The following is a 13,405-nucleotide window of genomic DNA, read 5'->3' on the forward strand; positions in this document are numbered from 1 at the left end:
TATCAGTGTATAACATAGTCTACATTTTAAAAAATTCTGATCAGTTTATGCTATGATCGATCCATTAATAATATGGAGGCATTTATGAAGGATGAACTTATTAAAACAAAATAAGAATTTTCGTCTCTTGATTTCCGCACGTATGATCACAAATGTCGGGGACAGCATCTATTTTATCGCGGCCATGTGGCTTGTATACGAGATGAGCGGATCCTCTTTTTATTCTGGATTAGCCGGGTTTTTGACCATGATGCCTCGAGCCGTGCAGTTTATCATTGGACCTATTCTCGACCGCTATTCAATCAAGCGACTGATCATTATCACTCAGATCGCTCAAGCTGTTCTCCTCATTTCAATTCCTGCAGCTGCACTTTTTAATGTCCTATCTGTATCACTTGTACTTGTCGTCATGCCCATTGTATCCTTTTTTAATCAATTTTCTTTTCCAGCGGAAAGCGCGCTTATTCCTCAAATTTTGGATAAAGATCAACGTGTTCAAGCAAATGGATTGATGACTCTTGCTTATCAGGGTACAGAAGCGGCATTTCAAGCAATCGGCGGTGTACTCGTTACAGCAGTCGGTGCTCTATTTCTGTTCAGCGCAGATATTGTTTCTTTTTTTATTGCTGTCATTATGTTCTCAATGCTTCAATTAACTCATGTAAACCCATCTCATACAAGTCTATCAATGAAAGCACAATGCACACGCTATTTCTCTGATTTAAACGAGGGGTTTCACATCGTCATTCACTCCCTAATTGGAAAAATGATGGTCGGATCGCTGATGACAAACTTTGCTCTAGGTGCACTGGTGGCCATTTTGCCGGCATACTCTGATCAATTAGGTGGATCCGGAATGTATGGTCTGATGATGGCAGGAATGGCGATCGGAACATTGCTGGGGGCTTTAGCTGCACGGCAATTTGAACGGAAACCCATTGGAAAGATGCTCATGATCGGTTACTTTATCGGTTTTCTGTTTTGGATTGCTGCTGCCTCTGCTCCGTTTTCGATACTCACAATCATCTTATTTTCGGCGAGTATGATTTTCCCAGGCTGCAACAATGTGCTTAATTTCACTCTGATCCAAAACGTTGTGCCTCGGAACATGCTTGCTCGTGCTATGTCACTTGTTGCAAGTTTGGCTACTTGCATTATGCCGCTTGGTTCGCTCGTCGGTGGCGCACTTAGTGCCGCGTATGGTCCGAAAGTTATCTTCATTGCCGCTAGCTGCGGATTCCTGTTTTACGCAGGCTACGTTGCACTCATGCCAATCTTGCGTCAATTACCTGCTGCAGGTGAAGTTAATCCGGAGTCGTATGGTTTTCAATCGGAAGCGGACACCGTACGGGAACATGTTTGAAAAATGAATAAAGAACAAAAAAGTGCATGAAATCGATCATGCACTTTTTTGTTTCATTCTTTAAAATCATCCTTTGGTGGAGCGTTATTCTCAGACCTCCGTCTGATTTTTCGTTTCGTCATCTTTGTTACATTAAATGGAGCAGGTACGAACACGATTCATTTGTTGTAGATAACAGCTATTGAAATGATCATTTGCTCTGATTGCAAAAAACAGCATGACCCAGAAAGCCATTCTGTTTTGTAGTTCCTTTTTATTCATTTAGCAGCTGCTCGCCAATATGGCGAATGATATGACTTCTCGTCACTAAACCGACAACATGCCGATCCTCATCGACGACTGGAACTCTTTTAATATGGTAGTGTGAGAGCATTTTTAAAATGGTATCCAGCTCATTATCCTTTTCTGCTGTCTGCAATCTTCTTTTCTTCATGATCTCGCCGACTTGTTTCGTTAACAAATCTTTTAATTTATCTTTTGACAGCTCAATCGTAATTGCAGAAATTAATGAGTATAGATCATAGATCGTTTGTTGTTTCGGTGAAATAGCTCGTAAAAGGTCCCCATCGCTGATATAACCAATTAATCGATTGTCATCATCAACTACTGGAGCGCCGCCTATTTTGTGTTCAATCATGATCTTGATTAATGTCTTAACCGAATCATTCTCGCGAACAGTCACAACATTTCTCAGCATTAGTTGTTCAACACGCATCAGCAAACGCCTCCTTGGTTTGACCAAGTTTCCTCTCTCTTAATTATACCACCTTAAAGAAAGCGTTTAAATGTTTATCTCTATCAATCCGATGTATCATTCTTCTTCCCGCTTTTTCTTCCCGATTTTCTTAATGCATCGCGAAGCAAGAATTCAATTTGTCCATTGACACTGCGAAATTCATCATCGGCCCATCTCTGCACTTGATCATATAATTCCGGATCGATTCTGAGTAAAAAGCTTTTCTTCTTTGCCATTGTAAAAACCCGCTTAATAGAGACTTCCTGTGTTAATCACCGGCTGTGATCCTTTATCTGAAACGATGGCTACCATCAAGTTGTTGATCATATTTACTTTTCGTTCTTCGTCAAGTTCAACAACATGTTCGTCCTGCAAGCGCTGAATTGCCATTTGAGCCATCCCAACCGCACCTTCAACAATTTTTTGCCTTGCTGAAACAATTGCCGACGCCTGCTGACGCTGCAGCATTGCTTGCGCAACCTCAGTTGAATAGGCGAGATGAGTCAACCGTGTTTCAATAACCTCCACGCCTGCAAGCGCGAGCCGCTCCTGCAATTCAGTCTTCAACATCGTCGAGATTTCTACAGAATTACTTCTTAAAGACAATCCCTCTTCATTAAAATTATCATAGGGATATTGAGAGGCGATATGGCGAACGGCAGTCTCACTCTGAATTTCAACAAACTGACTATAATCGTCGACATCAAAAAGTGCTTTAGCAGAATCAACAACCTTGAAAACAACAACTGCAGCAATTTCGATCGGATTGCCCTCAACATCGTTGACTTTAAGTTTCTGGCTGTTGAAGTTGCGCACGCGCATAGATACAGTTTTTTTTGTTGAAAACGGTATTGTCAAATAGATTCCATTATCACGTAAACTGCCGACATATTTGCCAAAAAATGTGACCACCTTTGTTTTATTCGGTGGTACGATTGTCAGTCCCGTCATTAATATGAAAGCAATGAGCCAAGATGCAATCACTAAAAACGGTATCGTTTTAATTATGCCTGCCACACCTGCGCCAATCATAATCAGCATTGCCAAAATCCCAAGAAATCCATTCATTTTCCATGCGTTTTGCTCCGTCACAAATACTCCTCCTCATATCATCTACATTTCTTTTATATATTATTATGATATCATATTATCTGATAATTAATACGCTATTTTGTGTCTATTTTGTTTCGTATCTTTATTTGTATTATTAGTTGGCCCCGAAAGATGAACAGAATAGGATCAGGATTACTTCACTCTCGTCTCTTCCTGCATTTTAAAATAGGCATAGTCATCTTCTTGAAGAATATAGTAATTTATGGGCAATCCTCATAAGGAGATGACACACGGAAATGGATGTATTAAAAGTTTCAGCAAGATCTGTACCTAACTCTGTTGCCGGAGCCCTCGCTCACGCAATGAGAGAACAAAAAACAGCGGAAATACAAGCAATTGGAGCCGGCGCTCTCAACCAAGCAGTAAAAGCGGTTGCCATCGCCAGAGGCTTTGTCGCGCCTAGCGGTCTTGATCTCATTTGCATCCCCGCTTTTACAGATATTATTATTGACGGTGAGGAGCGTACGGCGATGAAACTCATCGTCGAGCCTAGATGAAAAAATGAGTTCATTTTAAGTTAATTTGAAATAAAAGGTGATGACAAAGTAAGCCGTCTTAACTCCTAATAAAAAAACACGCAACAAGGCGTGTCCTTTTATCCCTTCGTACCTCACCGGATTCACGTGAGGTTTTTTTAATTGACGTCACTGCGATATAGACCTGTTGTTCAATCGAAAAACATGTGATCATCATTAATTAAAATACGATTGATTTTCGTTGCTTTACCAGTCTTATCATCAATTTGGATAAGCACAGCACCAAGCTGGCCGGGACCTTCTTCACTCTCAAAACGAACAGGCATTGAGGTCAGAAATCTTTTTGTTACTGCAGCTCTCTTGACCCCAATGATTCCGTTATAAGGTCCGGTCATTCCGACATCCGTCAGATATGCAGTTCCCTGCGGCAGAATGCGTTCATCAGCTGTTTGAACATGCGTATGCGTCCCGACTACCGCAGAAACACTACCATCTAAATACCATCCTAACGCAAGTTTTTCACTTGTCGTTTCTGCATGAACATCGACAAATATGATCGACGTTCTTTGGCGCGCTTCATCAACAAGCTGTTTGACAATCCGGAAAGGGTCGTCCAACGGCGGCAAAAAAACACGTCCCTGAATATTGATTACGGCCACCTGCACATTGTGCGGCAGTGTGATGTAGCGAATTCCTGTTCCCGGGGTACCTTCAGGAAAGTTTGCTGGGCGCACAAGCTGACTTGCATCGTCAATAAACTCAAAGAGTTCCCGATTATCCCATGTGTGGTTTCCCATGGTAAGCATATCTGCTCCTGCTTCAAGCAGTTGCCGGTAGATTTTTTTGGTCAGTCCTTTTCCATGTGCTGCATTTTCCGCATTAACGATGGTTACTGTGGGCTGATACTTGCTTTTTAACTTTTGCAAGTAACCTTCAATCATTTCTCGACCCGTGCGTCCGTAGACATCACCGACAAATAAGATTTTCATTGTTCACGCTCTTTTCTCATCACTTGATTCAATCAAGGTAATAAAAAAGGCGGCCACTTTGCCGCCTTTTTTATTTCGCATATTCTACAGCTCGTGTTTCACGAATTACTGTAACCTTGATATTTCCTGGATAGTCCAGTTCATTTTCAATTTTCTTAGTAATCTCACGTGCCAACTGGAAAGATTTTGCATCGTCAACGATATCCGGCTGAACAATAATACGAATTTCTCGCCCAGCTTGTATCGCATACGATTTTTCGACTCCTTCAAAGGATTCGGAAATTTCTTCCAGCTTTTCCAGCCGATGAATATAGGTTTCGAGTGTTTCGCGACGTGCACCTGGCCTTGCGGCAGATAATGCATCTGCTGCGGCGACCAGAACAGAGATTACAGAAGTAGCCTCTGTATCTCCATGGTGAGAAGCAATGCTGTTAATGACAACCGGGTGCTCTTTATACTTTGTTGCCAATTCAACACCGATTTCCACGTGGCTTCCTTCAACCTCGTGGTCGATCGCTTTGCCGATATCATGCAGCAATCCTGCTCTTCTCGCCAAATTCTCGTCTTCTCCAAGCTCAGCAGCCATCATTCCGGCTAAGAATGCGACTTCCATAGAATGTTTCAGTACATTCTGGCCGTAACTTGTTCTGAAGTGGAGTCGACCCAGAATCTTGATAAGATCCGGGTGCAAGCTGTGAATACCGACTTCAAAAATGGTTTGTTCACCATAATCGCGGATCTTTTCATCAACTTCATGCCGCGATTTTTCAACCATTTCTTCAATACGAGCTGGATGAATGCGCCCATCTTGAACAAGCTTCTCAAGAGCAAGGCGAGCAACCTCTCGGCGGATCGGATCAAATCCTGACAGAATAACGGCTTCCGGCGTATCATCAATAATGAGATCAATACCCGTAAGTGTCTCAAGCGTCCGAATATTTCGTCCTTCTCGCCCGATGATGCGGCCCTTCATTTCGTCATTTGGCAAGTTGACAACTGAAACAGTAGTCTCCGTTACGTGATCTGCCGCACAACGTTGGATTACTAGTGAAAGGATGCTTTTGGCCTTCTTTTCCGCATCTTCCTTCGCTCTTGACTCGATATCCTTTGCGATTTGAGCAGCCTCATGAGCCGTTTCCTGTCTGACTTGGTTCAGAATTAATTCCTTCGCCTCGTCATTCGTTAATCCGGAAATGCGTTCAAGCTCCGACTGCTGCTTTCGCAACGTTTCCTCCACTTTGCTTTCCATCTCTTCAATTTGTCGACGTTTCTTGCTAAGAGTTTCCTCCCTTTTTTCCAATGAACTCTCTTTATTATCGAGAGATTCGCTTTTTCGATCGAGTAAATCCTCTTTCTGCAAAAGGCGATTTTCTTGTCTTTGAAGTTCATTTCGCCGTTCACGCGCCTCATTCTCTGCTTGAGAACGGAGCGTATGAATTTCGTCCTTTGCTTCTAAGAGAGCTTCTTTTTTCAATGCTTCTGCGTCTCGATGCGCATCTTCAACAATCTGATGTGCCGCGGTTTCAGCTGATGAAATTTTCGCCTCAGCAAATTTCTTTCGGATGTAATAGCCAACAAACAGACAAACTACAGAGACAAGCACAATGGAGATGATCAAAATAATGATTATCATCATTTCACCTCCTTGCTTTTCCATATCGTCAATAAGTAAAACAGTTGCATTTACCTTTTGAATGATGCTTAACAAAGATACGATAGGTAGGAATAGTGTTTTAACTAGATGTTCCTATTCTATTGCCCTTATGCAGTAGGTCGCATGAAAGGAACATGGCAGCTTCTTTCACCATTCTGTCGCCTTTATAAGCATTCTCATGCGAAAAGTTTACATAATCATGTAATCAATAACTTTGCAGTTACAAGTTTATTGTATAATTGCCTATTTGGGTTGTCAACCTCACGGCCTTTGGATTGTATTTTGACACCATCTATTATTCGAATAATTCAAATAGTTATCGAATGCTTCACTGTCAGAAAATTGTCAATATGTTCACTTATCGAAAAGGCGGATCATATTTGACTCTTCATGTATGCTTTCCAATATTAAGTTAAAAAAGAAACGGTCTCAAAAGTCGACTAATGACTAAGAGACCGCATCTTCACACTTGATTTATTACCAAACTCATTCGTTATTTGGAAGCGGTTCGGTTTCTGCCTCAGGGCTTTCTTCCGGTACCCCGTCCAACTGATAATGTTCACGAATCTTTTGTTTAATTTCCTCTTTTACTGGTTCATTTTCCTTTAAATAGAGTTTCGAGTTCTCACGGCCTTGACCTAAGCGTTCATTATTGTAGGAATACCATGAACCGCTTTTTTCAACAATATCTAGATCAGCACCGATATCGAGGATTTCACCTTCTTGGGAAATCCCTTGTCCGTACATAATATCTACTTCTGCCTGTTTAAATGGCGGAGCAACCTTGTTCTTGACTACTTTAATTCTCGCTCGATTTCCGACAATGTCATTGCCGATTTTGAGCGTTTCTGCGCGGCGTACTTCCAATCGTACCGAAGCATAAAATTTAAGTGCGCGGCCGCCTGGCGTTGTCTCAGGGTTACCAAACATAACCCCTACTTTCTCACGAATCTGATTGATAAAAATAGCGGTTGTCTTTGACTTGCTAATTGCTCCCGAAAGCTTTCGAAGCGCTTGGGACATCAAACGTGCCTGAAGACCGACATGTGCATCGCCCATCTCACCTTCAATTTCGGCTTTCGGGACCAAGGCTGCCACCGAATCAATAACAATAATATCAACTGCACCGCTTCGTACAAGTGCTTCAGCTATTTCAAGCGCTTGCTCACCAGTATCCGGTTGAGAGAGAAGCAGCTCATCAATGTTAACACCTAAATGTTCGGCATAAACCGGATCAAGTGCATGTTCAGCATCAATAAATGCCGCCTGTCCGCCGCCTTGCTGAGCCTCGGCAATTGCATGAAGAGCAACCGTTGTTTTACCTGAGGATTCAGGTCCGTAAATTTCGATAATGCGCCCGCGCGGATAACCGCCGACACCCATTGCTATATCTAAAGCCAGTGAACCGCTTGATACTGTGGATACACGCTGTTCCGGCCGTTCTCCCAATCGCATAATTGAACCTTTGCCAAACTGTTTCTCGATTTGGCGAAGAGCGCTGTCTAATGCTGCTTTTCGTTCGTTTTTTTCAGCCATGATAGTGGTTCATCTCCTTCAACATTCTTTTTTTAATCATACCTTTTTTTATCGATAAGCACAAGTGTTCTGCGAATGTTTATTCGCTATTGTTGTTTTGCAGGACCGGAAGACCTTTTAAATATCTTCTGACTATGTCATATCCTGTTTTTGTCGACTGAATCCTGATTTTTCGGCGGGTTCCGTTAAATTGAAATGGGTAGCTTTTCGAGCCGCTTTTATCAGCAAAACCAATATAAACGGTTCCGACTGCCTTTCCTTCGCTTTTATCGGGACCTGCGACACCTGTAAACGAAACGCCAAAATCAGAGCCACACAGTTTACGGACCGACTCAGCCAATAGTTTAGCGCACATCGCGCTTACGGCCCCGTCTGTTTGAAGCACTTCTTCAGGAATGTGAAGTACATGATGCTTCACATGATTGGTATAACAAACAATGCCGCCATTCAAAACTGAAGATGCACCCGGAAAGCCTGCCATCCAATCAGCCGCCATACCACCTGTAAGACTTTCTGCAAACGCAATCGTCTTTTTCTTTTCGCGCAACAGCTTGAACACAAGCTCAGAAAGGGATGTTTCATCATATCCATATAAATACTGGCCGACTCGTGCATCAATTTTTGCCTCGACCGCGTCAAGCATTGCTTCAGCTTGATCCGACCGTTCATGCTTTGCAGTCAATCGCAAGGTAACCTCGCTCTCTTTTGCGAGCGGTGCAATGGTCGGATTGGACTGGGCATCGATCAGATCAATGATTTTCGTCTCCAGTTGAGATTCGCCGATTCCGAAAAAACGAAGGACGCGTGATTGGATATGTTCTTCATTTCGGCGAGCTAGATAGCGTTGAGCGAAATCAAGAAACATTGGCTTCATCTCTGACGGGACACCGGGCATTAGCAAATAAAGATGCTTCTTCATATCTACAATCATCCCTGGAGCCATTCCATGATGGTTGGGCAGTACGTGACTTCCTTCAATCACCAGCGCTTGCTTCTTATTATTCTCAGTCATTTCCCTTCCGGTCACCTTAAAATAATTTAAGATGCTATCCATTGCTTCTTGATCAGTTACCAACTGTTTTCCTAACACATGAGCAACTGTCTCTTTTGTCAAATCATCTTTTGTAGGGCCAAGTCCGCCGGTGAAGATCAACAAATCTGCTCGAGCTTCCGCATTCTTAATCACATCAATCATACGAGCTTCGTTGTCGCCGCAAACGGTGTGAAAATAGACATCAATACCTAACGCAGCTAAATGCTCGGAAATGAACTGAGCATTCGTATTGGCAATCTGCCCAAGTAAAAGTTCCGAACCAACCGCGATGATTTCCGCATTCATGTGCAAGAACTCCTATCATCCGTTTTCAAACCTATTATTCTCTCATTTATTATCGGGCACTCGAACTCGTAGTGCAAGTCTGCCCGCTTATTTGGATCGGAAAATAATCTCGCGGTTCTTATAAAAATAGTCCGTTCCTGAAAGCACTGTAAGAACAACCGCGATCCAGAGAATAATCTGATCAAGAGGGAATCCGTTCAAGCCAAAAGGTGCATTATTAAACAAGAATAAGATGATCGCCACCATTTGTGAAAATGTTTTCCATTTAGCAATCTTGCTTGCTGCAATGACTTCCCCTTCTTCAACAGCAACTAAGCGCAAGCCGGTGACGGCAAATTCACGTGCAAGGATCAGGATCACAAGCCATGATGCCATTCTTCCCAATCCCACAAAAGCCACAAAAGCACTCATCACGAGCAACTTATCCGCCAAAGGGTCAAGCAGTTTTCCAAAATTTGTAACCAAGTGATACTTGCGTGCCAACTTTCCATCGAGCCAGTCAGTAAAAGAAGCGAGAACAAAAATAATAGCAGCAAGCAGTTGAGAAACAGGAAGCTGATAACCTTCCCCGCCAAGATTGCCGAGTTGAATCGGTGCCAAAAGCAGAACTAAAAAAAGCGGAATCATGAACATGCGTGCAACAGTTAATTTATTGGCAATATTCATTGAGAAGTCCTCCTACAAATAAATGATCGGGTAAACGGTGACGATACCTCTGATAAAGGATCAATCCGTTCAGTAACCAAAAAAAGTGAGCCGCCTCAGCGGGCTGGCTCCAATAAAATGAATTTGTTCACTTGCTGAAATTAATTAGAAGGGTTTGTACTGTACTTGAATTTGAAAAATCAACATTATGGCCGTTAATTTTCAATTCCGTTCCAGGCACATTACCAAATTTGAGCCGCAGCGTCTGCACATCTGATGCATCAAAATGATAGGATTTCTTTCCGGTGCTTGCCGCAGTTCCTTGAGCAATTTGTTTATTTGTTGTGTTGTCTACCGCTTCAAACCAAGCGGGGGAATCTGATTTAGCTGAAACTGTAACATCAAAAGTCGAGGTCCCAGAAAGCGTATATGTTGTTGTTGATCCTTCCTCTTTTTCCTTCTTCAAGACTTGTTCAGAAGAAGAATCCGAATTACTCGCCGAATCAGAGGAACTACTGGATGACGAACTATTCGGAGGCGTGCTGTCGCCTTTGAATTGAACGGAATTGCTGCTGCTCTGATCTGCTGATTGTTTGGATCCGTTTCCTGCAATATGTGTCACAAGAATATAAACAATCATCAGCGCGATCAAGATAAAAACAACCACAATTGCTTTGTTAACAAATGATGACCAGTTTTTTGATCGGATTGCATTTGTACGAAGTTTTTTCGGTGATCGTTCGTTTTCACTTCCATCAGGAGGTGTGATACGTGTTTCCACATGCTGGCGTTCAAGCTTTGGCATATCACTGGAATACTGTTCCGTCAGATTTTTAAAATCCAGTCCGACTGCCTCTGCATAGCTTTTAATAAAAGCACGAGTATAGAAGTCACCGGGAAGCTGGCTGTAATCGCCATCTTCAATGGCTTTCAGATAACGCCTTTGAATTTTTGTTTCTTCTTGAAGATCGTCCAATGACAGATTTTTCTGTTCCCGGGCTTCCTTCAGCGCTTGACCAAGTTCACTCAATCCTAACACCTGCCATTATGAATTAAAATAATGCCACGAAAAACAAGGAGTCCTATGACACTTCGTTTGTCATTTCCTCTTCGCGATGGCTTCGAAGTTCAATGATATAATCAAAAGTGTCCATCGAAAACTCTGTTTCCTTGATAAAAATATCCGGATGCTCGATTACTTTAGTAACAGGGAGCCGCATCAATTCGCGAATCAGACTCCAATGGCTTTCCGAACCGGATCTTTGCGAAACAGCTCCGTCAATGACGAAAATATGATCGCGAGACCGCTCCTCTTCAGAAAGTCTTGTTCGAATCGTCTGTTTCAAAAGTGTTGATGAAATAAATTGCCAGCGTTTATTTGCAGATACACTTGCCGCGACAATCGACTCCGACTTGCCTACTCGTGGCAACCCACGAATGCCAAGCAGGGGGTGTGTCGGCATCTTAAACAATTCTGCCATAAAATCAACCAATAAGCCGATCTCATCACGCGAAAAACGGAATGTTCTACGATCTCCTGTATCTCTCTCTATGTATCGGCCATGACGGACAGCAATTCGATCACCAAGTGTCGGCTGCTGTATCTTGGTGAGATGAATAGTCTCCATCTTTCCGATTGCAGCTAAAAATTGTTTGATTTGTTCGTCGTTCTGAGATTTAACTAGAAGTCCGCGACGTTCATGATCCACCCCGTTGATGGTCAGGATATTGATTCCGAGAACACCAAGCAACGAAGAAACTTCTCCAAGTAATCCAGGCCTGTTCTTATGTATTTCGTACTCCATATACCATTCTTTACCGTCGGACATAAAGTTTCCTCCATCGGTTCACTATTCGGAGTCTCAGTTCCCTTACTACTGTATCATAACACCATTAGAGACTGTTCCAAGGACTCTTCTTCAGAACATGGTTGAAAAAGTTCAGATGCCAAAATAAACAGTTTAATTATAGTTAGGTACACTACTAATATTATCATAACTTCATCATTTTAACGATACAGTCACTGAAAAAGTATGTGTCAAGCTTTTCTCGGAACTCTTTGCTAGAGAAGAACTTCTTAATCTTTAATTTGTACCCCTTAGGTGTTAAACCACACTTCTTCAGGCAAGCGTAAGCACTCTGTTCAGTTTTCCTACTGCACTCGAGGAGGAAGCGTTTATTCCGATTCGACCATGATGTGCACCGATAGAAGGAACCGTCGGTTCCTTCAACAAGGATGCAATACGTATTGTTTTCTTCGTTAGGCGTTCGATGCGTTTGGATGGGAGGAACGAAGAAAGATACGCTGCTCTTAGCGTCCCATTACGTATCCCTTGAATAACTTTAACCATGCCTTCTTCCGACTCACCCCAATGCATGCCACGCTTTTTCATGCGGAACGTCAAATGCCTTTGATTCGATTCCATCGCACCCAATCTCCCGGCATTTTCGGGAAGATTTTCTTTCGCCATACTCTCTCGCCAATCAAACAAACGATCCCAGTGTTCCATGAGATAGTGCTTGACCTTTTCAACCTGCTCAATGCGCCCACCCTTGTCTTGATTACTTTCAAACGTATCCAGCAACAGGATGACCTCTGCACGATCTTTTCTTTGAATCGCCTTTTGTATACGCGTGATCCAAGACTTATCACCATGTAGAGAACGAGTTAGGGATTGAGCGACATGAAACGCATCCAGTTGAACCCAAATGCGCTTGTGTGACCCACAAAAGGCATCTTTAAAATGCGTTTCGTCATAACCTACGCCTCCGTCGCTATTAGCGACAATTTGTGTCTGCCATAAGCGATAACGCTGTTCGACTACGGCTTCAACCTGTTCCCAGAAGGTATCGAGTCCCTTGCTTGTCATAACCGCGTAGGGCTCTTTCAGAAGCCGTCTTTTTCCGTTCTTCACCCAACCCTCATACAAAATAAAATGCTTGATTTCAATGTGTTGCCGTTTCTTCAATCCACGGACAAAGGTTCCATCAGCCTCCGCAAAGAGAAAATTCGGTTGTCGTGTTCCATCCAACTCTCCATTGGCTGCTTGGATCACGCGCTCTTGATCCTGCTTTTCTTGAGCTTCGCCGACTGCTCGAACACAGTGCATGACCGTGGTGTGACTCATTTGAACCTGAGTCCAAGTGGCTAAGGTTTTCACGACCTCCCGGCAAGTCATACGGCTCGCTAAGGTCGCTGTTTCATATTCAACATTTGGCGAATAACGCATGTGTTTTCTCAATTTAAGCAGGTGATCCAATGGATAACAGGCATGTCCTTCCGGGTTAATCATACGCGTATGAGAGAAAGTCACCGGTCCAAATAAGAATTGGAGAACACGCTGGTCCTTATGACTATCTACTTTCCAGCCCTCCGCCTGTTTTTCACGGGTAATCGCTTGGTCAAGCAAAGAAAACACTTGTTCAACGCTATGCCTCATGAACTGATACATATAGGCAGTAGCCTCTTCCTCAAATGCCAACAAGCTCGTTTGATTCTTCCAAATTCCTAATAAATCCTCTATACTATCCATTGAGAAGGCCTCTATTCCTGA

The 13,405-nt window shown here is 42.8% G+C and carries 13 protein-coding genes; 2 read left to right on the plus strand and 11 right to left on the minus strand.

Annotated elements, in window-relative coordinates:
* Positions 1-91 precede the first annotated feature (91 nt).
* Entirely contained in the window at positions 92-1,363 is a 1,272-nt protein-coding gene (locus AC1MBV_RS01790; RefSeq protein ID WP_255746384.1) for an MFS transporter, read from the plus strand.
* A 253-nt stretch (positions 1,364-1,616) separates the two neighbouring features.
* Here AC1MBV_RS01790 and AC1MBV_RS01795 read toward each other — a convergent pair whose 3' ends face one another.
* From AC1MBV_RS01795 to AC1MBV_RS01805, 3 genes are all read right to left on the minus strand, one after another.
* Positions 1,617-2,078 (minus strand): CBS domain-containing protein, encoded by a 462-nt coding sequence (locus tag AC1MBV_RS01795; RefSeq protein ID WP_255746383.1) that lies wholly within the window; start codon positions 2,076-2,078, stop codon positions 1,617-1,619.
* Positions 2,079-2,161: 83 nt separating this feature from the next.
* Positions 2,162-2,335, minus strand: a complete 174-nt coding sequence (locus AC1MBV_RS01800; protein WP_255746382.1) for a type II toxin-antitoxin system antitoxin — start codon at positions 2,333-2,335, stop codon at positions 2,162-2,164.
* Positions 2,336-2,348: 13 nt separating this feature from the next.
* Positions 2,349-3,191, minus strand: coding sequence for an SPFH domain-containing protein (locus AC1MBV_RS01805; RefSeq protein ID WP_255746381.1), 843 nt, complete (start codon positions 3,189-3,191; stop codon positions 2,349-2,351).
* Between the two features lie 257 nt (positions 3,192-3,448).
* Between AC1MBV_RS01805 and AC1MBV_RS01810 the strand changes: the two genes are divergently transcribed.
* Positions 3,449-3,709, plus strand: coding sequence for a stage V sporulation protein S (locus AC1MBV_RS01810; RefSeq protein WP_255746380.1), 261 nt, complete (start codon positions 3,449-3,451; stop codon positions 3,707-3,709).
* 170 nt (positions 3,710-3,879) lie between these two features.
* Here the strand turns inward: AC1MBV_RS01810 and AC1MBV_RS01815 are convergent, their stop codons facing one another.
* From AC1MBV_RS01815 to AC1MBV_RS01850, 8 genes are all read right to left on the minus strand, one after another.
* Complete coding sequence (locus tag AC1MBV_RS01815) at positions 3,880-4,677, minus strand: TIGR00282 family metallophosphoesterase (protein WP_255746378.1); 798 nt, start codon at positions 4,675-4,677, stop codon at positions 3,880-3,882.
* 70 nt (positions 4,678-4,747) lie between these two features.
* Positions 4,748-6,310: a ribonuclease Y gene (gene rny, locus AC1MBV_RS01820; protein WP_255746376.1), complete on the minus strand. Its 1,563-nt coding sequence runs from the start codon at positions 6,308-6,310 to the stop codon at positions 4,748-4,750.
* Between the two features lie 507 nt (positions 6,311-6,817).
* Entirely contained in the window at positions 6,818-7,867 is a 1,050-nt protein-coding gene (gene recA / locus AC1MBV_RS01825; RefSeq protein WP_255746375.1) for a recombinase RecA, read from the minus strand.
* 79 nt (positions 7,868-7,946) lie between these two features.
* Complete coding sequence (locus AC1MBV_RS01830) at positions 7,947-9,206, minus strand: competence/damage-inducible protein A (protein WP_480947430.1); 1,260 nt, start codon at positions 9,204-9,206, stop codon at positions 7,947-7,949.
* Between the two features lie 87 nt (positions 9,207-9,293).
* Positions 9,294-9,872: a CDP-diacylglycerol--glycerol-3-phosphate 3-phosphatidyltransferase gene (gene pgsA, locus AC1MBV_RS01835; RefSeq protein WP_255746370.1), complete on the minus strand. Its 579-nt coding sequence runs from the start codon at positions 9,870-9,872 to the stop codon at positions 9,294-9,296.
* 127 nt (positions 9,873-9,999) lie between these two features.
* Entirely contained in the window at positions 10,000-10,890 is an 891-nt protein-coding gene (locus tag AC1MBV_RS01840) for a helix-turn-helix domain-containing protein (RefSeq protein WP_255746368.1), read from the minus strand.
* A 43-nt stretch (positions 10,891-10,933) separates the two neighbouring features.
* Positions 10,934-11,680, minus strand: coding sequence for a DUF3388 domain-containing protein (locus AC1MBV_RS01845; protein WP_480947431.1), 747 nt, complete (start codon positions 11,678-11,680; stop codon positions 10,934-10,936).
* Between the two features lie 291 nt (positions 11,681-11,971).
* Positions 11,972-13,384 carry an ISLre2 family transposase gene (locus AC1MBV_RS01850; RefSeq protein ID WP_177184763.1) on the minus strand — a complete coding sequence of 471 codons (1,413 nt, stop codon included), beginning with the start codon at positions 13,382-13,384 and terminating at the stop codon, positions 11,972-11,974.
* Between the last annotated feature and the right edge of the window lie 21 nt (positions 13,385-13,405).

The organism is Sporolactobacillus sp. PKPK-6 (genome assembly GCF_056678885.1).

Coding starts and splice junctions, on each gene's coding strand:
- AC1MBV_RS01845 (WP_480947431.1), bottom strand. CDS start 11,680: ATGTCCGACGGTAAAGAATGGTATATGGAGTACGAAATACATAAGAAC.
- rny (WP_255746376.1), bottom strand. CDS start 6,310: ATGATAATCATTATTTTGATCATCTCCATTGTGCTTGTCTCTGTAGTT.
- AC1MBV_RS01830 (WP_480947430.1), bottom strand. CDS start 9,206: ATGAATGCGGAAATCATCGCGGTTGGTTCGGAACTTTTACTTGGGCAG.
- AC1MBV_RS01790 (WP_255746384.1), top strand. CDS start 92: ATGAACTTATTAAAACAAAATAAGAATTTTCGTCTCTTGATTTCCGCA.
- pgsA (WP_255746370.1), bottom strand. CDS start 9,872: ATGAATATTGCCAATAAATTAACTGTTGCACGCATGTTCATGATTCCG.
- AC1MBV_RS01850 (WP_177184763.1), bottom strand. CDS start 13,384: ATGGATAGTATAGAGGATTTATTAGGAATTTGGAAGAATCAAACGAGC.
- AC1MBV_RS01795 (WP_255746383.1), bottom strand. CDS start 2,078: ATGCGTGTTGAACAACTAATGCTGAGAAATGTTGTGACTGTTCGCGAG.
- recA (WP_255746375.1), bottom strand. CDS start 7,867: ATGGCTGAAAAAAACGAACGAAAAGCAGCATTAGACAGCGCTCTTCGC.
- AC1MBV_RS01810 (WP_255746380.1), top strand. CDS start 3,449: ATGGATGTATTAAAAGTTTCAGCAAGATCTGTACCTAACTCTGTTGCC.
- AC1MBV_RS01800 (WP_255746382.1), bottom strand. CDS start 2,335: ATGGCAAAGAAGAAAAGCTTTTTACTCAGAATCGATCCGGAATTATAT.
- AC1MBV_RS01815 (WP_255746378.1), bottom strand. CDS start 4,677: ATGAAAATCTTATTTGTCGGTGATGTCTACGGACGCACGGGTCGAGAA.